The 23,967-nt window shown below is 74.7% G+C and carries 26 protein-coding genes and 1 pseudogene; 17 read left to right on the forward strand and 10 right to left on the reverse strand.

Going from position 1 to position 23,967, the window contains the following annotated elements; all coding sequences use genetic code 11:
• Positions 1–34: 34 nt before the first annotated feature.
• From HL663_RS05680 to HL663_RS05715, 8 genes are all read left to right on the forward strand, one after another.
• Positions 35–478, forward strand: coding sequence for a hypothetical protein (locus HL663_RS05680; protein ID WP_173027457.1), 444 nt, complete (start codon positions 35–37; stop codon positions 476–478).
• Between the two features lie 108 nt (positions 479–586).
• Complete coding sequence (locus tag HL663_RS05685) at positions 587–1,069, forward strand: hypothetical protein (protein ID WP_173027458.1); 483 nt, start codon at positions 587–589, stop codon at positions 1,067–1,069.
• 87 nt (positions 1,070–1,156) lie between these two features.
• Positions 1,157–1,711 (forward strand): orotate phosphoribosyltransferase, encoded by a 555-nt coding sequence (pyrE, locus tag HL663_RS05690; protein WP_173027459.1) that lies wholly within the window; start codon positions 1,157–1,159, stop codon positions 1,709–1,711.
• A 47-nt stretch (positions 1,712–1,758) separates the two neighbouring features.
• A complete protein-coding gene (locus tag HL663_RS05695; protein ID WP_173027460.1) occupies positions 1,759–2,463 on the forward strand; it encodes a LemA family protein in 705 nt (234 codons plus the stop codon).
• A gap of 82 nt (positions 2,464–2,545) precedes the next feature.
• Complete coding sequence (locus tag HL663_RS05700; protein ID WP_173027461.1) at positions 2,546–3,418, forward strand: ABC transporter ATP-binding protein; 873 nt, start codon at positions 2,546–2,548, stop codon at positions 3,416–3,418.
• Complete coding sequence (locus tag HL663_RS05705) at positions 3,415–4,215, forward strand: ABC transporter permease (protein ID WP_173027462.1); 801 nt, start codon at positions 3,415–3,417, stop codon at positions 4,213–4,215. Before HL663_RS05700 ends, HL663_RS05705 begins: the two co-directional genes overlap by 4 nt.
• Positions 4,216–4,246: 31 nt before the next feature.
• Positions 4,247–5,470 (forward strand): sensor histidine kinase, encoded by a 1,224-nt coding sequence (locus HL663_RS05710; RefSeq protein ID WP_173027463.1) that lies wholly within the window; start codon positions 4,247–4,249, stop codon positions 5,468–5,470.
• Positions 5,467–6,093, forward strand: coding sequence for a response regulator (locus tag HL663_RS05715; RefSeq protein ID WP_173027464.1), 627 nt, complete (start codon positions 5,467–5,469; stop codon positions 6,091–6,093). The genes HL663_RS05710 and HL663_RS05715 overlap by 4 nt, the downstream gene beginning before the upstream one ends.
• Before the next feature lie 485 nt (positions 6,094–6,578).
• On the opposite strand, the gene HL663_RS05720 is transcribed toward HL663_RS05715, so the two are convergent.
• Positions 6,579–7,262, reverse strand: a complete 684-nt coding sequence (locus HL663_RS05720; protein ID WP_173030020.1) for a VTT domain-containing protein — start codon at positions 7,260–7,262, stop codon at positions 6,579–6,581.
• A 215-nt stretch (positions 7,263–7,477) separates the two neighbouring features.
• Here HL663_RS05720 and HL663_RS05725 point away from each other — a divergent pair, with 215 nt between their 5' ends.
• The 9 genes from HL663_RS05725 (at position 7,478) to HL663_RS05765 (ending at position 14,347) form a co-directional block, all read left to right on the forward strand.
• Positions 7,478–8,359, forward strand: a complete 882-nt coding sequence (locus HL663_RS05725) for an ABC transporter substrate-binding protein (protein ID WP_173027465.1) — start codon at positions 7,478–7,480, stop codon at positions 8,357–8,359.
• Positions 8,356–9,231: an amino acid ABC transporter permease gene (locus HL663_RS05730; protein ID WP_173027466.1), complete on the forward strand. Its 876-nt coding sequence runs from the start codon at positions 8,356–8,358 to the stop codon at positions 9,229–9,231. The genes HL663_RS05725 and HL663_RS05730 overlap by 4 nt, the downstream gene beginning before the upstream one ends.
• On the forward strand, positions 9,228–9,962 hold the full coding sequence (locus tag HL663_RS05735) for an amino acid ABC transporter ATP-binding protein (protein ID WP_286175966.1): 735 nt from the start codon (positions 9,228–9,230) through the stop codon (positions 9,960–9,962). Before HL663_RS05730 ends, HL663_RS05735 begins: the two co-directional genes overlap by 4 nt.
• A 10-nt stretch (positions 9,963–9,972) precedes the next feature.
• Positions 9,973–10,626 carry a TrmH family RNA methyltransferase gene (locus tag HL663_RS05740; RefSeq protein WP_286175967.1) on the forward strand — a complete coding sequence of 218 codons (654 nt, stop codon included), beginning with the start codon at positions 9,973–9,975 and terminating at the stop codon, positions 10,624–10,626.
• 206 nt (positions 10,627–10,832) lie between these two features.
• Positions 10,833–11,882, forward strand: a complete 1,050-nt coding sequence (locus tag HL663_RS05745; RefSeq protein ID WP_173027467.1) for an LLM class flavin-dependent oxidoreductase — start codon at positions 10,833–10,835, stop codon at positions 11,880–11,882.
• A 125-nt stretch (positions 11,883–12,007) separates the two neighbouring features.
• On the forward strand, positions 12,008–12,370 hold the full coding sequence (locus HL663_RS05750) for a YciI family protein (RefSeq protein WP_173027468.1): 363 nt from the start codon (positions 12,008–12,010) through the stop codon (positions 12,368–12,370).
• Positions 12,367–12,747, forward strand: coding sequence for a YciI family protein (locus tag HL663_RS05755; protein WP_173027469.1), 381 nt, complete (start codon positions 12,367–12,369; stop codon positions 12,745–12,747). The genes HL663_RS05750 and HL663_RS05755 overlap by 4 nt, the downstream gene beginning before the upstream one ends.
• Positions 12,744–13,109 carry a YciI family protein gene (locus HL663_RS05760; protein WP_173027470.1) on the forward strand — a complete coding sequence of 122 codons (366 nt, stop codon included), beginning with the start codon at positions 12,744–12,746 and terminating at the stop codon, positions 13,107–13,109. Before HL663_RS05755 ends, HL663_RS05760 begins: the two co-directional genes overlap by 4 nt.
• A complete protein-coding gene (locus HL663_RS05765; protein WP_173027471.1) occupies positions 13,106–14,347 on the forward strand; it encodes an RNA polymerase sigma factor in 1,242 nt (413 codons plus the stop codon). The genes HL663_RS05760 and HL663_RS05765 overlap by 4 nt, the downstream gene beginning before the upstream one ends.
• Positions 14,348–14,599: 252 nt before the next feature.
• Here the strand turns inward: HL663_RS05765 and HL663_RS05770 are convergent.
• From HL663_RS05770 to HL663_RS05810, 9 genes and pseudogenes are all read right to left on the reverse strand, one after another.
• A pseudogene (locus tag HL663_RS05770) lies at positions 14,600–15,514 on the reverse strand (acyltransferase family protein); the annotation flags it as partial.
• A gap of 217 nt (positions 15,515–15,731) precedes the next feature.
• Positions 15,732–16,652 (reverse strand): response regulator, encoded by a 921-nt coding sequence (locus HL663_RS19450; RefSeq protein WP_216842685.1) that lies wholly within the window; start codon positions 16,650–16,652, stop codon positions 15,732–15,734.
• Positions 16,649–17,104, reverse strand: a complete 456-nt coding sequence (locus HL663_RS05780; RefSeq protein ID WP_173027472.1) for a chemotaxis protein CheX — start codon at positions 17,102–17,104, stop codon at positions 16,649–16,651. Before HL663_RS05780 ends, HL663_RS19450 begins: the two co-directional genes overlap by 4 nt.
• Positions 17,101–17,934, reverse strand: coding sequence for a CheR family methyltransferase (locus HL663_RS05785; RefSeq protein WP_173027473.1), 834 nt, complete (start codon positions 17,932–17,934; stop codon positions 17,101–17,103). The genes HL663_RS05780 and HL663_RS05785 overlap by 4 nt, the downstream gene beginning before the upstream one ends.
• Positions 17,931–19,034 (reverse strand): protein-glutamate methylesterase/protein-glutamine glutaminase, encoded by a 1,104-nt coding sequence (locus HL663_RS05790; RefSeq protein ID WP_286175970.1) that lies wholly within the window; start codon positions 19,032–19,034, stop codon positions 17,931–17,933. The genes HL663_RS05785 and HL663_RS05790 overlap by 4 nt, the downstream gene beginning before the upstream one ends.
• 17 nt (positions 19,035–19,051) lie before the next feature.
• A complete protein-coding gene (locus HL663_RS05795) occupies positions 19,052–19,438 on the reverse strand; it encodes a response regulator (protein ID WP_173027475.1) in 387 nt (128 codons plus the stop codon).
• Positions 19,438–21,060: a methyl-accepting chemotaxis protein gene (locus HL663_RS05800; RefSeq protein WP_173027476.1), complete on the reverse strand. Its 1,623-nt coding sequence runs from the start codon at positions 21,058–21,060 to the stop codon at positions 19,438–19,440. The genes HL663_RS05795 and HL663_RS05800 overlap by 1 nt, the downstream gene beginning before the upstream one ends.
• Positions 21,061–21,131: 71 nt before the next feature.
• Positions 21,132–21,554, reverse strand: coding sequence for a chemotaxis protein CheW (locus tag HL663_RS05805; protein WP_173027477.1), 423 nt, complete (start codon positions 21,552–21,554; stop codon positions 21,132–21,134).
• A complete protein-coding gene (locus HL663_RS05810) occupies positions 21,551–23,938 on the reverse strand; it encodes a chemotaxis protein CheA (protein ID WP_286175971.1) in 2,388 nt (795 codons plus the stop codon). The genes HL663_RS05805 and HL663_RS05810 overlap by 4 nt, the downstream gene beginning before the upstream one ends.
• Between the last annotated feature and the right edge of the window lie 29 nt (positions 23,939–23,967).

Raw genomic sequence — 23,967 nt, forward strand, 5'->3', positions numbered from 1 at the left:
TGACCCGCACCGGCGGGACACGGAAGGAGTCACCATGGCACTCAGCTGGAAGGCGCTGGCCCACGTCGTGCGCATCCCCCCGCAGGCGTGGGACGCCATCGTCCCGCACGGTCCCGCCTGGCGGGTCGCGGGTCGGTACGAGCAGGTCGAGCTCAACCCGCAGCCGCTGCCGCCGCAGGAGGCGGCCGTCGGGGCCCGGATGCTCGAGTCGCTGCTCTGGACCTCGATCATCATCGTCGGGGGGCGGGACGGCGGGGGCCGGGCGCTGCTCGACGAGATCGACGACTGGTGCGGGACCGGCTGGCCGAAGAAGTGGCCGAAGCCGAGGACCCTCGGCCAGCGGGGCTGGGACGAGGGACAGCTCTTCACCGGGGCCGCGCTCGCGGCCGCGGCCCTCGCCGAGCAGTACGACCACGACCCCGAGATGCAGGAGGTCCTCGGCGCGGCGGCCGAGCGGCTGCTCGAGCGCGCCGGATGAACGCCGCACGGGCCGGTCCACCCCCTCCGCGACCGGCCCGTGCGGTCCCGCGCGGCCGCGGCTGCGGGGGGCTTCCCGGCGCCGCGGCCGCGACGTAGCATCGCGAGGGTGCGCCCGGCCGCCGAGCCCGCGGTGCTCCGCGAGTACCGCCACCTCCTCCGCACCGCCCCCGCCGACTGGCAGGAGACGGCGCACCGGCACGCACTGACCCGCCTCGGCGCGGCGGCCCGGCAGGCGCTCCTCCTCGAGGTGCAGCGGCTCTGCCTCACCGGCACCCGCGTGCGCCCGGACGACGTCCCGACGCTGGCCCGCCTCCTCGTGCACGGCGAGCGCCACCGCCCGCGCGTCCTGCTCGACGGGATGCGCCCGGACCTGCTCCGCCTCCTGGCCCGCGCGGTCGTCACGAGCCCGACCGGGCGCACGCTGCGCGTCGGCGAGGACATCTGGGACGGCGCCGACCCCGCCGGGCCGGCGGACGAGCCGCTGGTGCGCGGCGGCGTCGGGTGGTCGGGGGAGTGGGGCAGCGCCGTGACGCCGGTCGACCTCGGCTCGACGTGGCTGCCGACCCCGCTGCCACGACGGCGCCGCTGAACCCCAGCGGGCACGCAGGAGGCCGCCGGGCGGTCGTCGACCGGTCGCGCCCGGCCCCGGCGCGGCCGACCCCCTACCGTGGTGCCCGTGACCGACATCGCCGCCGACCGGGCCCGCCTCCTCGAGATCATCCGCGACCGCGCCATCGTGCACGGGCGGGTCACCCTCTCCTCCGGCAAGGAGGCCGACTACTACGTCGACCTGCGCCGGGTCACCCTCGACGGCGAGGCGAGCCCGCTCGTCGGCCGGGTGATGCTCGACCTCGTCGCCGACCTCGACTTCGACGCCGTCGGCGGCCTCACCCTCGGCGCGGACCCCGTCGCCACCTCGATGCTCCACGCGAGCGCCGCGGCCGGCGGCCGGCTCGACGCCTTCGTCGTCCGCAAGGCCGGCAAGGCGCACGGCCTCCAGCAGCGCATCGAGGGGCCGTCGGTCGCGGGCCGGCGCGTCGTCGTCGTCGAGGACACCTCGACGACCGGCGCCTCCCCGCTCGACGCCGCCCAGGCCGTCCAGGAGGCCGGCGGCACGGTCGTCGCCGTCGCCACCATCGCCGACCGGGCCACCGGCGCCGCCGAGAAGTTCGCCGCCGCCGGGCTGGAGTACCGCCACGTCTACGGCCTCGAGGACCTCGGGCTCGCCTGAGCGGCCCCTACGATCGACGCACGCCACCACCCCTCCCGGAGGACCCCGTGATCGCCACCATCGTCATCGTCGTCATCGTGCTGGCGCTCGTCCTCTGGGCGGTCGCCGCCTACAACGGGCTGATCAGGCTGCGCAACCTCGTCCAGGAGGCGTGGCGCCAGATCGACGTCGAGCTGACCCGCCGGCACGACCTCATCGGCAACCTCGTCGAGACGGTCAAGGGCTACGCGGCGCACGAGCGCGGCACGCTCGAGGACGTCATGGCGGCGCGCGCGCAGGCGATGTCGCCCGGCCAGTCGCCGGGGCAGCAGGCCGAGAGCGAGGACCTGCTCGGCCGGGCGCTCGGGCGCCTCATCGCGGTGGCCGAGGCCTACCCGGACCTCAAGGCGAACCAGAACTTCCTCGCCCTGCAGGCCGAGCTCAGCTCGACCGAGGACCGCATCGCCTCGGCCCGCCGCTACTACAACGCGACCGTCCGCGACCTCAACACGAAGGTCGAGACCGTGCCGACGAACATCGTCGCGAACCTCTTCAAGATCGAGCGGGCCGAGTACTTCGAGGCGGTCGGCGAGCAGCGCGAGGCGCCGAAGGTCGACTTCGGCCAGCGCGAGGCCACCATCCCCCCGCCGAGCGGGTACGCCGGTGGCCCGGCCGCCGGCGAGGCACCCGCGGCGACCCCCGCCTCGACGGACCCCGGTGCGCCGCAGCCCGGCCCGGGCACGCCGCCCGCCGGCGGCACCCCCACCGCCTGACCGCCGCCGTCCACCGGTCGGTGGACGGCGCGTCCACCGCCCGGACGTCCCGCGGCGCGTCCCGCCGGAGCACGCTGGAGGCATGAGCGAGACCGCCATCCGCATCCGCGAGCTGACCAAGACCTACGGCACCCACCGCGCCGTCGCCGGCCTCGACCTCGACGTCCACGCCGGCGAGGTGTTCGCCCTCCTCGGGCCCAACGGCGCCGGCAAGACGACGACGGTCGAGATCCTCGAGGGCTTCCGCGACCGCGACGGCGGCGAGGTCTCCGTCCTCGGGACCGACCCGCACGGCGCCTCCCGCGCCTGGCGCGACCGCATCGGCATCGTCCTCCAGACCTCGGGCGGGCTGGACCTGCTCACCCCGCGCGAGGCCCTGCGCAGCACCGCCCGCTGCTACCGCGACGCCCGCGGCGTCGACGAGGTCATCGAGGCGACGGGGCTCGCCGCGAAGGCCGACGACCGCATCGCCGGGCTCTCCGGCGGCCAGCGCCGCCGGCTCGACGTCGCGCTCGGCATCGTCGGCCGGCCCGAGCTGCTCTTCCTCGACGAGCCGACGACCGGCTTCGACCCGCAGGCCCGGCGCGACTTCTGGGAGCTGATCCGCGGCCTCGCGCACGACGGCACGACGATCCTCCTGACGACCCACTACCTCGACGAGGCCGAGCACCTGGCCGACCGCGTCGGCGTCATCGCCGCGGGCCGCCTGCTCGCGCTCGACACCCCGTCGGCCCTCGGCGGTCGGCAGTCGCAGGAGGCGACGGTCTCGTGGGAGGAGGAGGGCACCCGGCGCAGCGTCCGCACCGGGTCGCCGACGACCGAGGTCGCCTCCCTCGCAGCGCGGTTCGGCGGCGAGGTCCCCGAGCTCACCGTCACCCGGCCGTCCCTCGAGGACACCTACCTCGGGCTCATCGCCCCCCACGTCACCACCGAGCGCCAGGAGGTGCCCGCATGACCACCGTCGCCGTCGGCCTCGACCGCACCAGCGTCGAGCTGAAGATGTACTCCCGCGAGAAGGAGGCCGTCTTCTTCTCCTTCCTCTTCCCGATCCTCCTGCTGCTCCTGTTCTCGGTCATCTTCTCGAGCCAGTTCGAGGACTCGGCACGCACCGGGATGACCGCCGCCCGCTACTTCCTCCCGGGGATGGTCGCGGCCGGCGTCATCCTCACGAGCTTCCAGACGATGGCGATGTCCGTCGCGGCCGAGCGCGACGACGGCACCCTCAAGCGCCTGCGCGCCACGCCGATGCCGCCGGCCGCGTACTTCCTCGGCAAGGTCGGCCTCGTCGTGTGCACCTCGCTCGTCCAGGTCGTGCTGCTGCTCCTCGTCGCGCGCCTCGCGTTCGACGTGCCGCTGCCGGACACCGGGGGGCGCTGGCTGCTCTTCGCGGGCGTCTTCTCGCTCGGCGTCTTCGGAGGGACGGTGCTCGGCATCGCGTACTCCTCGCTCGCGTCCTCGCGCTCCATCGGCGCGGTCGTCATCGGCCCGCAGCTCGTCCTGCAGTTCATCTCCGGCGTCTACATCGCCTTCACCGACGTCCCGCAGTGGCTGCAGCAGGTGGCGGCGGTCTTCCCGCTCAAGTGGATCGCGCAGGGGATGCGCGCCGTCTTCCTGCCCGACGGCCTCGCCTCGGCGGAGATGGCCGGCTCGTGGGAACCGGGGCGGGTGCTCCTCGTCCTCGCCGCGTGGGCGGTCGCCGGGCTCGTGCTGTGCCTGACCACCTTCACGTGGTTCAAGCGCGGCACGGTGTGAGTCCGGGCCGCGGGACGTCATGATGGGTGACGTGGACGACCGGGGCGCCGTGGAGGTGCAGGAGCAGCGCAGCTCGCGCCAGGACCTCACCGCGATGTGGCGGCGGCAGGAGCCCTACTGGCACGGCGTGTTCGCCGCCGTCTGGGCCGCGGCGGTCGTCGTCACGGCGCTCGACGACGCGCCGCCGCACGGCCGGTTCCCGACGTACGCGCTCCTCGGTGTCGTCGGGGTCGCCTACGTCGTCCTCGGGACGCGGGGGCTGCGCCACCAGGGCGAACGGTGGGCGGTCGCCTACCAGGTGGTCGCCTGGGTCGCGCTGCTCGGCATCCAGGCGGTCGACCCCGAGACCCAGAGCTGGCTGCTCTTCTTCGCGCTCTTCCCGCAGATGTGGGCGATGCTCGAGGTGCCGAACGCGGTGCGCGGCACCGTCATCGCGCTCGTCGCGTTTGGTGGCCTGCGCTGGGTGCAGGCCGACTTCTCCGGCCAGGGCCTGGTCAACATCCTCATCAGCACGGTCATCTCGCTCAGCCTCTCGCTGGCGCTCGGGCTGTTCATCAACCGCATCGTCGCCGAGGCGGAGGGGCGGGCAGCGACCATCGACGAGCTGCGCGCCACGCAGGACCGGCTCGCCGCGGTCGAGCGCGACCGGGGGGTCCAGGACGAGCGCGAGCGCATCTCGCGCGAGATCCACGACACGCTGGCGCAGGGGTTCACCTCGGTCGTCACGCTGACGCGCGCGGCCGACGCGGCGCTGGCCCGCGGCGACGTCGCGACGGCCCGGGAGCGGCTCTCGCTCGTCGAGCGGACGGCCGTCGACAACCTCGCCGAGGCCCGGCTCATCGTCGCCGAGCTGACGCCCGGGCACCTGCAGTCGCGCACCCTCGTCGAGGCGATGCAGCGGCTCGGCGCCGCCGTGAGCAGCGAGACCGGGATGCACGCCGACGTGACGGTCGACGGCGAGCCCGCGCCGCTCGGGGGCGTCGCCGAGGTCGTCCTGCTGCGCACGGCCCAGGAGGCGCTCTCGAACGTCCGCCGGCACGCGTCGGCGGGGCACGTCGCGGTCTCGCTGGCCTACGAGCCCGAGCGCGTCGTCCTCACCGTCTGCGACGACGGGCGCGGGTTCGAGACGGGGGAGGACCGCGGCGGCTTCGGGCTCGACGGCGTGCGGGCGCGGGCCGCGCAGGTCGGCGGCGAGGTCGACCTGACGAGCGTGCCCGGGTCGGGGACGACCCTGCGCCTGGAGGTGCCGCGATGATCCGCCTGCTCGTGGTCGACGACCACCCCGTCGTCCGGGCCGGGATGGTGGCCGTGCTGGGCGAGGAGCCCGACCTCGACGTGGTCGGCGAGGCCGGCAACGGCGCCGAGGCGCTGGCGCTCGTGCCGCGGCTGACGCCCGACGTCGTCCTCATGGACCTGCGGATGCCGGTCATGGACGGCGCCGAGGCCACCGCCCGGCTGCGGTCGATGCCGTCGGCGCCCCAGGTGCTCGTCCTCACGACGTACGACACGGACGCCGACATCGTCCGGGCGGTGGAGGCGGGGGCACGCGGGTACCTGCTCAAGGACGCCCCGACGTCGCTGCTCACCGACGCCATCCGCCGGGCCGCGCGCGGCGAGACGGTGCTCGCGCCGCCGGTCGCCGCGCGGCTGGCCGACCGGCTGCGGGCGCCGGCCGCCCCGGAGCTGACCGCCCGCGAGGTCGAGGTGCTCGGGCTCGTCGCCCGCGGCCACTCGAACGCCGCGGTCGGCCGGCAGCTCTTCATCGGCGAGGCGACGGTCAAGACCCACCTGCTGCGCGCCTTCGCCAAGCTGGGGGTCCAGGACCGCACGGCGGCCGTCACCGAGGCCCACCGCCGCGGGCTCATCGACCTCGGCTGACGCGCGGTTCGAGGTGAAAGGAGACCGTCAGCAGGTCGGGTTTCACCTCGAACCCGGGGTCAGGGGGCCGGGCTCACGCGTCGGGCTCGGGGGGAGAGCTCCCTGCCGACCGCTGTCGTTCGCGTCCGATGCTGGAGCAACCAGGACGAGCGGTGGAGGAGTGCCGGTCATCCCGGTCGTTTCGCGATCAGGAGCGAACAACAGCGGGCGTGCGGGGGACATGCAGCCTGGTCGGGCGTCACGAGTCGAGGTGAAAGACGACCGTCACAAGGTCGGGTTTGACCTCGAACGCGCGCCACGGCTCCTGGGTGGAGGTGAAAGCAGACCGTCAGGGGGTCGCATTTCACCTCGACCGCGCGTGACGGCTCCTGGGTGGAGGTGAAAGACGACCGTCAGAGGGTCGCTTTTCACCTCGACCGCGCGACGGCTCCCGGGTGGAGGTGAAAGCAGACCGTCAGGGGGTCGGGTCTCACCTCGACCCGGGGTCAGGGGCGCTGCTCGAGCTCGTCGACGACCTCGTCGGACTCCGAGCGCGCCTCGGCGGGCGACATCGCGGCCGAGCGGCGGTGGCGCAGCCACTCGATGACGACCGGCACGACCGAGACGAGGACGATCGCGAGGATGACGACCTCGAGGTTGTCCTTGACGAACGCCACGTTGCCGAGGAAGTGCCCGGCGAGGGTCACGACCCCCACCCAGAGCGCGGCGCCGACGGCGGACCAGGTGAAGAAGTGGCGGCGCTCCATCCGGCCGATGCCGGCGACGACGGTGATGTAGGTGCGCACGATGGGCACGAACCGCCCGAGCACGAGCGCCTTCGCGCCGTAGCGGTCGAAGAACTCCTCGGTCTTGTCGAAGTACTGCCGCTTGATGATCCGCCCGTCCCGGTTGCGCAGCGGCGCCCCGAGCCCGCGCCCGAGCTCGTAGCCGACGACGTTGCCGAGGAAGGCCGCCGCGAACAGCGCGCCCATCGCGACGAAGAGGTTGACCTGGAGCTGACCGCTCGCGACGAACAGCCCGACCGCGAACAGGAGCGAGTCGCCGGGGAGGATCGGGAAGAACAGCCCGCACTCGACGAACACGATGGCCAGCGAGATCCAGAAGAACGCCTGCCCGTAGGTGGCGAGGAGGTACTGGGGGTCCATCCAGTTGGGCCCGAGCGAGTGCATCACGGCCCCAAGGGTAGGTGCTGCGGCCCGGCCCCGAGGGCGCACGACGCTGTGCGCGACCTGTGGGTTCGCCCGGCGTCCCACCCGGCGGCCGCCGCCTCGTCGTGCGGATCGCCCCGCATCCGTGGACGACCGCGACGCGATCCGTCCCCCACGGCTACTCTCGCGCGTGAACGCGCAGGTCCCCGCCCGCGCCCCCCGGAAGAGAGCCCAGCATGACCCGACGTCCTCGCTTCGTCGTCCCCGTCCTCGCGGCGGCCGCCCTCGCGCTCGCCGGGTGCGGCGCCCCCGTCGACGAGCAGCCCGCCGCCTCCGCGACGCCGAGCGGCACCTCGTCCGACCCGCTCGCCGGCTGCACCCCCGACGCGCTGAAGACCCTGACCGCCGGCACGCTGACCGTCGGCACCGACAAGCCGGCCTACGGCCCCTGGTTCGTCGACGACGACCCCGCGAACGGGAAGGGCTACGAGTCGGCCGTCGCCTACGCGATCGCCGACAAGCTCGGGTACGCCAGGGACGAGGTGACCTGGGCGGTCGTGCCGTTCAACACGGCCATCGCCCCGGGCCCGAAGACCTTCGACCTCGACCTCAACCAGGTCTCGATCAGCGAGGACCGCCGCAAGGCCGTCGACTTCTCCTCCGGCTACTACGACGTGCGCCAGACGGTCATCACCTACAAGGGCAGCCCGATCGACGGCAAGACCTCCGTCGCCAACCTCAAGGGCGCCAAGCTCGGCGCGCAGGTCGGGACGACGTCCTACACCGCCGCGACGCAGCAGATCGCCCCCACCGAGCAGGTCGCCGTCTTCGACACCAACGACCTCGCCGTCCAGGCCCTCAAGAACCAGCAGATCGACGGCATCGTCGTCGACCTGCCCACGGGCTTCTACATGACGGCCGCCCAGCTCGACGACGGCGTCATCGTCGGCCAGCTGCCGGCGCAGGGCACCCCCGAGCAGTTCGGCGCCGTCCTCGACCAGGGCAGCCCGCTCACCCCGTGCGTCACCGCCGCCGTCGACGCCCTGCGCGAGGACGGCACGCTCGAGAAGCTCGTCGGCGAGTGGCTCTCGACCCAGGGCGCCCCCGAGCTGTCGTGACCGTCCCGGCAGCGCCGAGCACCGAGGGCGACGGGCAGCCGTCCGCCCTCGAGCTGGAGCGACGGCGCTACCGCCGCGGCCGGGCCGTGCGCTCGGCCGGCATCTCGGCGGCCTCCACGCTGCTGCTCGTCGGCGTCGTCGTCGCCCTCGTCGTCACCTCCCCCGGCTGGCCCCGGGTCCGCGCCACCTTCCTGGACTGGGACAAGGCGGTCGAGTCCTTCCCGGCGGTCGTCGACGGCCTGTGGCTCAACATCCGGGTGATGCTCGCCTGCGGTGTCGTCATCGCCGTCCTCGGCCTGACGCTGGCCGTGATGCGCACCGTCCGCGGCCCGGTCGCCTTCCCGCTGAGGCTCTTCGCCACCGCGTACGTCGACCTCTTCCGCGGCCTGCCGCTGCTGCTCGTCATCTTCGTCCTCGGCTTCGGGGCGCCCGCGCTGCGGCTGTCGGGGCTGCCGTCGTCGGCCCTGTTCTGGGGCGCGTGCGCCCTCGTGCTGTCGTACTCGGCCTACGTCGCCGAGGTCTTCCGCGCCGGCATCGAGTCGGTGCACCCGTCGCAGCGCGCCGCCGCCCGCTCGCTGGGCCTGTCCTACGGGCAGACGATGCGCCACGTCGTCCTCCCGCAGGCCGTGCGCCGGGTCGTACCGCCGCTGATGAACGACCTCGTCTCGCTCCAGAAGGACTCCGGCCTCATCGCGGTGCTCGGCGTCATCGACGCCATCCGCGCCGCCCAGATCGAGACCGCGCTCGACTTCAACTTCACCCCCTACGTCGTCGCGGGCGCGCTGTTCGTGTGCCTGACCATCCCGATGGCGCGGCTGACCGACCACGTCGCGCGCAAGCAGGGGTTCCACGGCGCGGGAGGGATGCTGTGAGCGAGGTGCTGCGGCTCGAGGGCGTGCGGAAGTCGTTCGGCGAGACCGAGGTCCTGCGCGGCCTGGACCTCTCGGTCCACGAGGGTCAGGTCGTCGTCCTCATCGGTGCGAGCGGCTCCGGCAAGTCGACGGCGCTGCGGTGCGTCAACCTCCTCGAGGTCGTCGACGACGGTCGCATCACCCTCGACGGCGAGGACGTCACCGACCCCCGCGCCGACGCCGACGCCGTCCGCGCCCGGATGGGGGTCGTCTTCCAGGCGTACAACCTCTTCCCCCACCTGTCGGTCCTCGACAACATCACGCTGGCGCCCGTCCGGGTCCACAAGGTCGCGAAGGCCGAGGCGAGGGAGCGCGCGATGGCGATGCTCGAGCGGGTCGGGCTGCCGGAGAAGGCCTCCGCCCGCCCCGACGACCTCTCCGGCGGCCAGCAGCAGCGCGTCGCCATCGCCCGGGCGCTCGTCAACCAGCCGCGGCTGATGCTCCTCGACGAGGTCACCTCGGCCCTCGACCCCGAGCTCGTCGGCGAGGTCCTCGACCTCCTGCGCGAGCTCAAGGACGAGGGCATGACGATGGTCCTCAACACCCACGAGATGGGGTTCGCCCGGCAGGTCGCCGACACCGTCTGCTTCCTCCACGGCGGCGTCGTCCACGAGCAGGGCCCGCCCGAGCAGGTGCTCGGCGACCCGCGCGAGGAGCGGACCCGTCGCTTCCTCGCCCGCGTGCACGCCTAGCCTGCTGCGCGTGGAGGACGAGCGCGAGGTCGGGGTCGGGCCCTGGGAGGGGCCGTGGCCGGAGGGCGGGCACTGGGACCCCGAGCTGCTGCGCGACGGCGACCGCCGCAACGTCGTCGACCGCTACCGCTACTGGCGGATGGACGCCGTCGTCGCCGACCTCGACACGCGCCGGCACTCGCTGCACGTGGCCATCGAGAACTGGCGGCACGACCTGAACATCGGCTCGGTCGTGCGCACCGCGAACGCCACGAACGTCGCGGCCTTCCACGTCGTCGGCAAGCGCCGCTGGAACCGGCGCGGGGCGATGGTCACCGACCGCTACCAGCACGAGGTGCACCACCCCGACGCCGCGGCGCTCGCGGCGTGGGCGGCGACCGCGGGGGAGGGCGGGGCGCCGCTGCCGCTCGTCGGCGTCGACAACGTGCCCGGGTCGGTGCCGCTCGAGACCTACGACCTGCCGCGGGCCTGCGTCCTCGTGCTCGGCCAGGAGGGGTCCGGCCTGACGCAGGAGATGCAGCAGGTGTGCGACGTCGTCCTGCACATCGCCCAGTTCGGCTCGACCCGGTCGGTCAACGCCGGCGCCGCCGCGGCCGTCGCGATGCACGCCTGGGTGCGCCGGCACGTCTTCGACCAGCACCCGACCCCCGGCCCGCCGGCGTAGCCCGCCGGCCGGTGTGCAGAAATCGTCGCTTTCGTCAGTTCGTGCACGCAGTCGAAGGTCGCGGTGTGCATCAATCGTCGCTTTCGTCAGTTCGTGCACGGCGCCGGGGGTCGGGGTGTGCATCAATCGTCACTTTCGTCAGTTTGGGCACGGGCGGGCGGCGGGCCCGACGGAATAGTGCCGGGCCGGAGGTCGCTGACTCCTCGGTGACCACCCCCACGCTCTCCGTCCTCGACCTCGCGCCGGTCCGCTCCGACCAGAGCACCGCCGACGCGCTCGCCGCCACCCGCTCCCTCGCCCGGGTCGCCGACGAGCACGGCTACCTCCGCTACTGGCTGGCCGAGCACCACAACATGCCGGCCGTCGCCGCGACCAACCCGCCGGTCCTCGCCGCGATGGTCGCCGCCGCCACCGAGCGCATCCGGGTCGGCTCGGGCGGCGTCATGCTGCCCAACCACGCCCCGCTCGTCGTCGCCGAGCAGTTCGCGCTGCTCGAGGCCGCCTTCCCGGGCCGCGTCGACCTCGGCCTCGGCCGTGCCCCGGGCACCGACCCGGTCACCGCGTGGGCGCTGCGCAGCGGTGGGGGCGGCGTCGAGGCCGATGCCGCCGAGCGCTTCCCCGACCACGTCGACACCGTCCTCGCGATGATGTCGCCCGACGGCGTCGGCCTGCGCCTGGCCGGCGGCGACCACGTCCTCAGGGCGACCCCGCGCGCCACCTCGGTCCCGACCGTGTGGCTCCTCGGCTCCTCCGACTTCTCGGCCCGCCTCGCCGCCTCGCGCGGCCTGCCCTACGTCTTCGCCCACCACTTCTCGGGCCGCGGCACGGCCGAGGCGCTCGCCCTCTACCGCTCGCAGTACCAGCCCTCCGAGGCCCACCCCGAGCCGCGGACGCTGCTGACGGTCAACGTCGTCGTCGCGTCGACCACGCAGGAGGCGCAGCGCCTCGCGCTGCCCAACGTCCGCTCGATGGTCGCGCTGCGCACCGGGCAGCGCCTCGCGGCCCAGCTGCTCGTCGAGGAGGCCGAGGCCGTGGAGGTCCCCGCCGCCCACGAGGCGCTGGCCGCCGAGATGGTCGGCCGCTGGGTCGTCGGTGCGCCGGACGAGGCCGCCGCGCAGGTGCGCGAGCTGGCGCAGACCTTCGGGGTCGACGAGGTGATGGTCCACCCGGTCGCGGGCGCCGTCGCCGGGACGCCGGCCGACCGGGCCCCGGCCCGCGAGGAGACCCTCCGGCTGCTCGCCGGCGCCCTCGCCTGAGGAGCGACGGCGCGGCATCCGGCGCGCGGAGCGAGAAAGTCCGGTAGACCTGTCGAGGTCGCCCGGCCCCGTGCGTCATCGGGGTGAGGCCGCACCACGGCGGCCCCTGATCCCAGGAGACCCGGATGCCCGAGTACGTCGTCCTCATCGTCGGTGACGCCGACCGCTGGTGGACCACCATGGACCCCGAGCAGCGCACCGCCGGCTACGCCGAGTACACCCGCTTCGCCGAGGAGCTGCACCGCCGCGGCCACCGCATCACCGGCGGCGCCGAGCTGCACGCCACGAGCGAGGCCAAGCGCGTCCCCGGGGGCGGGGGGCCTGTGACCGACGGCCCGTTCACCGAGACCGCCGAGCAGGTCGGCGGCTTCTACCAGGTCGAGTCCGACGACCTCGACGACCTCGTGGACTGCTGCCGCATCATCGCCGCGCTCGGCGACACCGTCGAGGTGCGCCGCACCGTGCAGCCGCAGGACCGGCCCGCGTGAGCCGCCACCTGGTCCTCCTGCCCGCGCCCGAGGCGGAGTGGGCGCAGCTGCCGGCCGAGGAGCACGAGAAGGGGATGCGCTCGCACGAGCGGTTCCACCGCGACCTCGCGGCCGGCGGCCACCGCATCCTCGCGGTCTCGCCGCTCACGCCGTCGGAGCGGGCGTTGTCGATGCGGCCGGACGACGCCGGCGGGGTGCTCGTCACCGACGGGCCGTTCACGGAGTCGGCCGAGCAGGTCGTCGGCTTCTACCTCCTCGAGACCGACGACCGCGCCGACCTCGTGCGCCTGTGCACCGAGTTCGCCGCCCGCGGTGAGCACCTCGAGTTCCGGGACCTCGTCGAGGACGGCGAGCACGACCACGGCGGTGCGTCGTGACCCGCTACGTCGTCCTCGTCGCCTACGAGCCCGCCGTGTGGTCCGAGGCCTCGCCTGAGGTGCAGCGGGGGTACTCCGACGCGCACCACGCCTTCGAGCGGTACGTCGACGAGCACGGCCGACGCATCTCGGGCGCCCCGCTGGCCGACGCCGACACCGCGACGACGCTCGGCCCCGGTGCGGGCGCCGCGCGCACCGTCACCGACGGCCCGTTCGTCGAGCTGACCGAGCAGGTCGGCGGCTACTACGACGTCGAGCTGCCCGACCTCGACGCGGTGATCGCGGCCGCGCGGCTGCTGCCGAGCACCTACACGGTCGAGATCCGCCCCGTCGTCGAGATCCCCGACCACGCCCCGCTGTGACGGCCGACGAGGTCCTCGCGGCGACGGTCCGGGACGAGTGGGGGCGGCTCGTCGCGCTCCTGCTCGGCCAGTTCCGCCGCCTCGACCTCGTCGAGGACGCCCTCGGGGACGCCGTCGAGTCGGCCGCCCGCCGCTGGCCGGCCGACGGCGCCCCGGACCGGCCGGCCGCCTGGCTGCTCACGGCGGCCCGCCGACGGGTCATCGACCGGCTGCGCGGCGAGGCGATGGCCGCGCGCAAGGAGCCGCTGCTCGTCGTCGAGGCGGAGCGGCCGGCAGGAGGAGGGGCCATGGTCGACCCCGGAGGTCTCGTCGAGGACGACCGGCTCCGGCTCGTCCTCCTGTGCTGCCACCCGGCGCTCGGGCCGGAGGTCGCGAGCGCGCTCGCGCTGCGGCTCGTCGTCGGCGTGACGACGGCCGACATCGCCCGCCTCTTCCTCGTGCCGGAGCCGACGATGGCCGCGCGGATCACCCGCGGCAAGAAGAAGATCGTCGCGGCCGGCATCCCCTACGCCGTGCCCGGGCGGGCCGAGCTCCCGGGCCGGCTGCGGGTCGTCGCCCAGGTCGCCTACCTCGCGTTCACCGCCGGGTACGCGCCCGGCTCGGGCCCGGACCTGCTGCGCGCGGACCTCGCCGGGGAGGCGGTCCGGCTCGTGCGGGTGACGCACGCCCTCGTGCCGCAGGAGCCGGTGCTGCGGGCGCTCCTCGCCCTCGTCCTGCTCCAGCACTCGCGGCGCGACGCCCGGGTCGGGCCGGACGGCTCGCTCGTGCTCCTGCCCGACCAGGACCGTGGCCGCTGGCACCACGACGAGGTCGCCGAGGCCGTCGCGCTGCTCGCCGGGGTGGTGCCGTCGGGGGACCCGCTCGTGGAGTCCTACCGGCTCCAGGCGCTCGTCGCCGCCGAGCACGCCCTCGCGCCGAGCGCCGACGAGACCCGCTGGGACCGCATCTGCGACGCGTACGCGGCTCTGCTGCAGGTCAACCCGTCACCGAGCGCCCGACTGGCCGCTGCCGTGGCCCTGGCCGAGCGCGACGGCCCCGCCGCCGGCCTCGCCGCGCTCGACGGTCTCGACGAGGCCCTCCCGGCGAGCCACCGGCTCGCGGCGGTCCGCGCCGAGCTCCTGGCCCGTGCCGACGACCCCGCCGCCGTCGCCGCCTTCGACGAGGCGATCCGGCTGTGCGGCAACGACGTCGAGCGCGCCCACCTGCTGGCCCGCCGGCAGTCCCTCGCCGCCGGATGACCCGTCCCGCCGGCCGCGCAGGAGCGCGACCCCGGCGACCGGGAGCAGCGCCCACCACCACCGCAGGCCGTCGCGGGCCACGAGGCCCTGCGCCGCCATCAGCCCGAGACCGCCGCAGCCCAGGGCGGTCGCGAGCAGGGGGCGCCACGCATCGACCGGGCCGGCGACCGGCCGCACGGACTCGAACCGCCCGACGACCGCGACCACCCCGAGCGTCAGGACCGTCAGCACCGCCCACCAGAGCGGCCGACCCAGCCACCACCCCGTCGACAGCGGCTCGGCCCCGAGGCCGAACCCGCCCAGGAGCAGCGACCCCGCGACGACGAGGGCCATGACCGTGAGGTGCCACAGGTAGACGCTCATCATCCGGCTGCCGAGCCGCACGGTGGCGGCCCACGGGCGCTCGCGCGCCATCCACCGGGCGAGGAGGGGCTCGACGGCCAGGACGAGCCCGGCCTGCAGCAGCCCGAGGAACCCGAGCGTCACGCGCGTCGGGTAGCTGTTGTTCACGACGGCGGTGTCGAGGCCGATCATCGAGACCGGGTACGGGCCGAGCGCGACGAGGGCCACGAGGCCGACGCCCCCGACCGCCGCGAGGGCCAGCCGCCGGCCGGTGCCCGCGAGCCGCCCGTCGAACCAGGCGTACCCGAGCTGGTGGACCGCGCCCCAGACGAGCACGTAGTTGGCGAAGCCGACCCACCACAGGTCGGTCGTCAGGCTCACGAGGTCGACGAGGCCCCCGACGGCCAGCCCGACGACGACCGACGCCCAGCCCCACCGCTCCCAGAGGCGCAGGGTCAGCGGGGCCAGCGAGCAGACGACGACGTACGCCGCGAGGAACCACGTCGGGACGAGCGCGACCTGCGACGCGGTGCGCAGCGCGGCCCGGTCGGCCCCGGCGAGGTCGGCGACGACGAGCAGGACCACCCACGTGAGGAGCAGCGGCACGACGGGCACGAGCAGCCGGCGCAGGCGCCCCCGGAGCCACTCCGGCGCCCCGGCCCCGCGCGCACGGGACCGCCTCCAGGACAGCGCGTTCGCGTAGCCGCCGACGAGGAAGAACACCGGCATCACCTGGAAGACCCACGTCAGCGGGTGCGTCCACGGGGCGAGGTCGAGCACCGCCCCGGTGACGAGCCGGCCGTCGCGCACGACGACGGCCGCCATCAGCCAGTGCCCGAGGACGACGACGGTGAGGGCGGCGACGCGCAGCAGGTCGACGACGCGATGGCGGGAGGCGGGGGTGGCGGCGGCGATGTCGCGCGCGGTCGTGGTCGGCACGACCCCAGCGTGACGCGCGAGGACCCGCCGGGACCTGAGCACCGCTACCCACGCCGCGGAGGGTGCCCCGGTCCCGACGGGCCTGCGTCGGGGTGGACGAGCGTCAGGCAGCGCCGCTCGTCGCGACGGCCGTGGCCGGGAGCACGACCGAGAGCCGGCCGGCCCCGTACCCCGAGACCGTGACGACCATGTCGTCGCGGGTCAGCGAGCCCGCCATCGGGGCGAGCACCTCCGCCGGGGGCGTCGAGCGGCCGAACCACACCCGGCCGAGCCGGACGTGGGGGCCGCCGCCACCGTTGAAGAGGGAGGAGAAGACGTTGAGCGCCTCCGAGAACGCGGACTCGACGGGCGGCGTCGTCTCGCCGTCCTTGACCAGCCCCTCGGCCGCGGGGGCGGGGGTGAGGGAGAGGCACGCGCCCAGGCGGACGACCAGCTCGTGGTCGGCGACGAACAGCGCGGCCAGGTGGCCGTCGTCGCCGACGAGCTCGGCGGTCGTCGTCCGGCCGTCGCCGGGGGCCGGGGCGCCGACGGCGGAGTCGACCGCGCAGTCGCGCCCGAGCAGCCGCTCGAGCAGGTCGCGCGACTCCTTGCGCTCGGGCAGCCCGGTGTGGCCGGCGACCCGCTCCTCGACCTTGACGGTCGCGACGGGGGCGTGCACGCCGCGCCCGAGGACGGGGTCGAGGTGCAGGGCGAAGGACTCGGCCGTGAAGGGCTTGCCGATGAGGAAGAGCGCCCCGGCCTGGAGGGCCTGGACCCGCATGAGCGAGGAGCCCTCGGAGGTGATGAAGCCGAACGGCGTCGCGTCCCCGGCCGCGCGCAGCGCCTCGAGGAACTCGATGCCCGACATCTCCGGCATGTTCCAGTCGGACAGGACGAGGTCGGGGCGGTGGGACGCGACGACCTCCAGCCCGGCGCGGCCGTTCTCGGCCTCGACGATCTCGTGCCCGCCGTGGCCGGCCTGGCGCAGGGTGCGGGTGACGATCTGGCGCATGACGCGGGAGTCGTCGACGACGAGGATCCTCATCGGGTGGCCTCCAGGGGGGTGACGGCGACGCGCAGGTTGCCGGCGGTCGCGAGGTAGGTGGCGGCGACGGTGTCCGGTCCGGACGGCTCGGCGGAGCCGTCCTGGTGGACCTCGGGCAGGCCGAGCGTCGCGTGGTCGGGCAGGAGGGACTTGACGTTGCCGGCGACGATGTTGGCGATCTCGCCGAGCGCGTCACGCACCTCGTCGGCGTCCGGCGGCAGGCCCGCGGGCAGGGCCAGGAGGTCGCGGGTCAGGTCGGACGCGACGTCGCGCGTGCAGCTGACGACGACCGAGCCGCTCCACGTGCCGTGGATGTCGACCCGCGCCCGGACCGAGTCGGGGGGCGCCGGCGTGGCCGGGGTCGCGACCGTGGGCTCGCCGAAGAGCGACTCCCACACGGTCGAGACGATGCTGTCGAGGTACTCGGCCTCGATGGGGCTGGCGTCGGTCATCGGGGACCGCCTCTCTGGGTGAGCTGGTAGGCCATGGCCCGGCCGAGCGCCTTGCGCTCGAACCCGGCGTCCAGCCCGAGGGTCGTCTCGGCGGCGCCGAGGAACAGGTAGCCCCCGGGCCGGAGGACACCACGGATGGCCCCGAGCACGGCGGCCTTCGTGGCGACGTCGAAGTAGATGAGCACGTTGCGCAGGAACACGACGTCGAAGCGGGGCAGCAGCGGGAGCGGCGCCGCGAGGTTGAGCGTGCGCGCGAGGATCATCGAGCGCAGCTGGGGGGAGGCCTCCCACTCGGTCCCGACCCGCTGGAAGTGCTGGACGAGCCGGGGCGCCGACAGGCCGCGACCGACCTCGAGCTGGCTGAAGCGCCCGGCCCGGGTCCGCTCGACCATCTGCGGCGAGAGGTCGGTGGCGGTGATGCGGGCCTGCCAGCCGACCGGCAGCGTCTCCAGCGCGGTCATGCCGAGCGAGTAGGGCTCCTGCCCGGAGCTGCACGCGGCCGCCCAGATGTTGAGGGCCCGGTCCGGGCGCGGCGTCGAGGTGATCTCGGGGATGACGATCCGGCCGAGGGCGTCGAACGGGTGGATGTCGCGGAAGAACGACGTCTCGTTCGTCGTCATCGCCTCGACGACGCTGGAGCGGATCGGGTCGGTGGGGCGCGAGCGCAGGCGGCTGGCGAGCGCGGCGAGGTTGGGCAGGCCGGCCTTCGTCGCGACCGGGGTCAGCCGGGCGCTCACGAGGTACTCCTTGCCCCGTTCGAGCACGATCGCGCTGTCCTGCATGACGATCCGGGCGAAGAGGTCGAAGTCGGCGGTGTCGAGTGCGGTCATGCCGCACCTCCCTGGGTGGACCGGCCGACGGCGAGGCGGCCGGCGATGGTGTGGGCGATGGCACCGAGGGGGAGGACGCGCGAGGCGTGGCCCTGGGCGACGACCTGCCCCGGCATCCCCCAGACGACGGAGGTCGCCTCGTCCTGGGCGTAGACGACGCCGCCGGCGCGCACGACGTCCCCCGCGGACGCGGCGCCGTCGGCGCCCATCCCGGTGAGGACGACGGCCAGGGTGCGCGAACCGTAGACCCGGGCCAGCGAGCGGAAGAGCACGTCGACCGCGGGGCGGCAGTGGTTCTCCTTCTCGCCGTCGGACAGGGCGACGGACGCGGCGCCGGCGGAGCCGACGACCGTGAGGTGGCGGTCGCCCGGGGCGATGTGGACGACCCCCGGCCGCAGCCGCTCGCCGTCGGTGGCCTCGACGACGCGCAGGGCGCCGGACCGGTCGAGGCGCTCGGCGAGCAGCCGGGTGAAGACCGGCGGCATGTGCTGGACGACGAGGACGGGCACGGGGAGGTTGCGGGGGAGACCGTCGAGGACGACCGCGAGGGCCTCCGGGCCCCCGGTCGAGGAGCCGATGGCGAGGACGTCGATGCGCTGGGCGTGCTCGGTGAGGAGCGAGCCGGGGGCGATCGGGGTCGGGGCCTGGCGCCCCCGGGCCGGGTGCTCGGCGAGGGCCCGGACGCGGGCGGCGGGGACGGCCGGGATGGCCGGCTTCGGGGGGCAGAGGGCGACGAGGCGCTCCCCGAGCTCGCGACGGATCGTCGCGACCGACTCCAGGAGGCCGCCGGCGCTGCTCGGCTTGGTCACGTAGTCGCGCGCCCCGGCGGCGAGGGCGTCGAAGGTCGCCCGGGCGCCGCGCTCGGTGAGCGTCGAGAACATGATGACCGGCAGGGTCGGGTGGCTGCGGTGCAGCGCCCGCATCGTCTCGATGCCGTCCATGACGGGCATCTCGATGTCGAGGACCACCGCGTCCGGGCGCACCTCGTCGATGAGCGCGAGCCCCTCGCGACCGTTGACCGCCTGGCCGCCGAGCTCGATGCCGGGCAGGGCGCGCAGCGCCTCGCCGACGATCCGCCGGACGGTGGGGGAGTCGTCCACGTGGACGACACGGATGGTCATGACACGGGCACGAGGCCGAGGAGCTGGAGCTTCTCCTCGATCGCCTCCGGCGGGAAGGGCTTGATGAGGTACTCGTGGGCCCCGGCCGCCAGGGCCCGGACGATCTGCCCGTGCTCGGACTCGGTCGTCACCATCATGAGGTTGATGTCGCGCCAGGCCGGGTTGGCCCGGACCGCGACGACGAACTCGAGCCCGGTCATCACCGGCATGTTCCAGTCGATGAGGCACACGTCCGGCAGCGTCCCCGCGGCGTCCGCGGCGGCGACGACGTCGAGGGCCTCCTGGCCGTCACCGGCCTGGCTCACCTCGAACCCCATCCCGACGAGGATGCGCGAGAGCAGCGTCCGCATCGTGCGGCTGTCGTCGACGACGAGCGCGCGCATCAGACGGCGAACCGGTCGACGGCGGCGCGGAGCGTCATCGAGATGGACTCGACCTCGCTCGCGGTGCTCCGCACGGTGGCGACACCGTCGGCGGCGCGGGACTGGGCCTCGGCGTCGTCGGCGATGCTCGTGGCGATGCTGCCGGTCCCGGTCGCGGCGTCGGCGACGTTGCGCGACATCTCCGAGGTCGTGGCCGTCTGTTCCTCCACGGCGGAGGCGATCGTCGTCTGGTGGTCGTTGATCTGGGCGACGACCCCGTCGATCCGGCTGATCGCCGCGACGGCGGCCTCGGCGTCGGACTGGATGGAGGAGACGCGGACCTGGATCTCGGCGGTCGCGCGGCGTGTCTCGCGGGCGAGCTCCTTGACCTCGTTGGCGACGACCGCGAACCCGCGGCCGTGCTCGCCGGCCCGGGCGGCCTCGATCGTGGCGTTGAGCGCGAGCATGTTCGTCTGCTCGGCGATCTTCTCGATCGTCTCGACGACCGTGCCGATCTGGGTCGAGGACTCGCCGAGGCTCGCGACGGTCTGGCTGGTCTGCGCCGCGAGGGCGACCGCCTCCTGGCCGACGCGGGCGGCGGCGTTCGCGGAGTGGGCGATCTCGCCCACCGAGGCGGCCATCTGCTCGGTCGCCGCGGCGACCGTCTGGACGTTGGCGCTCACCTGGTGGGCCGCGGCGGCGGTGTCCCGGGAGGTCTTCGCCTTGCTGTCGGCGCCCTTGGCCATGCCCTGGGTCACCGTCGCCATCGTCGAGGAGGCGTGGCTGAGCGCGCTGGCGTTGCGGGCGATCTCGGTGATCATCGTCCGGACACCGGCCGCGGCCTCGTTGTAGGTGGTGGCCATGACGCCGAGGTCGTCGCCGCTCAGCACCTCGGCCCGGACGGTGAGGTCACCGTCGCGCAGGGCCTCGAGGCCGCGCGAGACGGAACGGACCGACCGGCCGACGGAGCGCATCATCCCGAAGCCCAGGGCGGCGGAGAGGAGCCCGCCGGCCAGGAGCACGACCCAGATGGTGCGGCCCGTGCCGGAGCTCTGCTCCTGGGTGGCGTCGACCTCGCGCTTCGCGGTCGCGAGCCGGGTGGCCTCCTCCGCGTCGAGCGCGTCGGCCGCGGCCGAGATGAGCGGCTGGCCCTGCGAGGCCATGAGCGTGCGGAAGGTGTCGACGTCACCGCGCTGCAGGGCGGGGACGAGCGTGGTGTCGCGCAGGCTCGTGAACGCGTCCCACTTCGCGGTGAAGTCCCGCCAGCCCGTGCTCCCGGCGTCGCCACCGGCCTCCTCGAGCTTCTGGTACTCGGCGCGCCACCGAGTGAGGTCGGCGTCGGTCTCGGCGAGCGCGTCGGAGGCCGACTTCTGCGCGGCCGAACCGGGCGCGGTGAGCGCGAGCTCGGTGAGGCGCAGGCGGGACTTGATCTCCTCCTGGTGGACCCGACCGAGGGCGACCGTGGCGAGGACACCGTCCACGCGGATCCCGGCGGCGGCGGCGGAGGCCGCCCCGAGCCCGCCGATGGCCACGGTCGCGACGAAGGCGGAGGCCACGAGGAACGAGCCGAGGGTGACGAGCATCTTCGTGGTGAGTCGCAGGTTCGAGAACCAGGCGACGGGTGGGAAGGAGCGGGATGACATGGCGTGTCCTCCGGGGAGCGGGCGGGTGGTCGTGCCCGGGCGGTGCCGGAGCGCGGTGGGCTGGGTGGCGGTCATCGGTCGAGGGCGAGGACAGCGTCGAGGCGGACGTCGAGCAGGAGGGAGTCGGCGAGGACGTAGGCCCCGCGGACGAGGTCGCGGATCGGGCCGGTCAGCGTGGCCGGCGGCGGTTGCATCCCGTCGACCTGGATGACGTCGCCGATCCGGTCGACGACGAGGGCGACGGGGCCGCCCGGCGTCCGCACGACGACGGTGCCGGCGCTCTCGTCCTCCTGCGCCGGGGGCAGCGCGAAGCGGGCCCGCAGGTCCAGCCCGGTGACGACCTGGCCGCGGAGGTTGAGCAGGCCGGCGACGCGGCGGTCCGCGCGCGGGACGGGGGTCATCGGCAGGGCGCCGAGGACCTCCTGGACCCGCTCGACCGGGAGGCCGACGAGGTGCTCGCCCAGGCTGAAGGTGACGTAGGTGGAGGCGCTCACGCCGGGACCTCCTCGAGGTGGACGGGGGTGGCGAGGGCCGTGCCGGCGGCCCGGACGGCCGCGTCGAGGTCGAGGATCTCGACGAGCCGGCCACCGACGACGGCGCCGCCGACGACCCCGGGTCCGCGCCGGCCCTCCTGGGCGGCGACGTCGCCGTCCTCGACGTTGATGTCGAGGATCGCGTCGACGACGAGGCCGACGGGGTGCTCGCCGTGGTGGACGACGACGACCGAGCGGCGGCCGTCCCCGTGGGTCGTGCCGCGCGAGCCGCGGCCGGCGACGCGCAGGCCGCTGACGAGGGCGGAGACCTCGACGAGCGGCATGATGCCGCCGCGGTACCGGGCGGCCCAGCCCTCGCCGAGGCGCTCGACGCTCTCGTCGTCGAGGTCCTCGAGCCGGGTGACGACGTCGAGCGGGATCGCGATGTTGCGCTCGCCGTCGGCGCGCACGACGACGAGGCGGCGGGCGCCCTCGTGGGTGTTCGTGAGGACGCCGGCCCCGGTGTCGCGCAGCTCCTCGCGCAGCTCGCCGGTCAGGGCGAGCGAGGCCAGGCCGGCCCCGTCGAGGATGAGGGCGACGGCCCCGTCGCCCAGGATCGTCCCGCCCGAGAAGACCTCGGTCCCGGCGAGGTGCTCGCCGAGCGAGGAGACGACGATCTCCTCGGTGTCGCGGACCTCGTCGACGACGAGCCCGAAGACCTTGCCGTCGACGTCGAGGACGACGATCGCACCGGGCGGGCCCGCGGGGCCCTCGAGCACGGTGCGGCCGTCGACGAGGGTGAGGAGGCGCTCGCGCAGGCGCAGGACCTGGACGCCGGCGACGTTCTCGACGACGTGCCCGCCGTCGTGGACGACGACGAGCTCGCGCACGAGGGTCTGCGGCACGGCGTAGCGCTGCTCGCCGACGACGACGATGAGCGCGGGGACGATGGCGAGGGTGAGCGGGAGGGTGAGGCGGCAGGTCGTGCCGCGCCCGACGGCCGAGGTGAGCTCGACGGTGCCGCCGATGGCCTCGATGTTGGTCTTGACGACGTCCATCCCGACCCCGCGCCCGGAGACGTTGGTGACGGCCGCGGCGGTCGAGAAACCGGGACGGAAGACGAGGGCGTAGGCCTCGTGCGGCGCCATCGCGGCGGCCTGCGCGGGCGAGACGATGCCGCGCTCGAGGGCCTTGGCGAGGATGACGTCCGGGTCCATGCCGGCGCCGTCGTCCTCGAGCTCGATGACGACGCGGCCCGACTCGTGCGAGGCGCGCAGGACGAGGGTGCCGGTGGCCGGCTTGCCCGCCATCGTGCGGACCTCCGGCGTCTCGATGCCGTGGTCGACGGCGTTGCGGACGAGGTGGGTCAGGGGGTCGCGGATGGCCTCGACGAGACCGCGGTCGAGCTCGGTCTCGCGGCCGAGCATCGTCAGGGCGACCTCCTTGCGGCAGGCCGTGGCCAGGTCGCGCACGACGCGGGGGAACTTGGCCCACACGGTGTCGACGGGCTGCATCCGGGCCTTCATGACGGCGTCCTGGAGGTCGCTCGTCACGACGTTGAGGCGCTGCATCATCGAGCCCATCGCGATGCGGCCGTCCTCGGTGGCCGCCGCCGCGGAGCGGCCCTGGACACCGGCGCCGGGGGCGCCGTCGTGGGCGGAGAGCTGGTTGCGGGTGAGGACGAGCTCGCCGACGAGACGCATGAGCGAGTCGAGGACGGCGACGTCGACGCGCACCGAGGACTCGGCCGCGCCGCGCCGGCCGCCGGTGTCGCGGTCGTCCTCGACGACGGCGACGGGGGCAGGCGCCGCGGGGGCAGGCGCCGCGGGGGCGAGCGCCGGGGTGGGCGCCGGGGGGGGCGCGGGCGCCGCTGCGGGGGGAGGTGCCGGCGCCGTCGCCGAGGAGGGGGGTGTGGCGACGGCACCGGCGGTCTCGGGGGCGTGGCCGGCGGGGGGGAGAGCCTGGCCGGCCCCCGGGACCCCGTCCCCGGCGTGGCCGGGGAGGGTCAGGGGGGTGTCGTCGAGCACCGACTGGTGCAGCGCCTCGACGAGCTCGGAGAAGTCGCTGCCTCCCTCGCCGTGCCCCGCCTCGACGGAGGCGAGCACGTCGCGGATGGCGTCGACGGTCGCGAGCAGGAGGCTCGCGCGGTCGGTCGTCAGGGACAGGTCGCCGTCGCGCAGCGAGGCGAGGAGGGTCTCGCCGGCGTGCGCGACGTGCTCGAGCACGGGCAGGCCGAGGAAGCCCGAGGTGCCCTTGATCGTGTGCACCGCCCGGAAGACGCGCGCGAGCCGGTCGCGGGCCTCGGGGTCCTTCTCGAGGGCCACCAGGTCCACGTCGATCTGGTCCAGGTTCTCGTGGGACTCCACGAGGAACTCATGGATGATCTCGTCCATCCCGTCGTCCACGACCCACCTCCGTGCGTGGTCGTCCCGGC

The organism is Arthrobacter sp. NEB 688 (genome assembly GCF_013201035.1).
In the GTDB taxonomy this organism is placed as follows: domain Bacteria; phylum Actinomycetota; class Actinomycetes; order Actinomycetales; family Dermatophilaceae; genus Phycicoccus.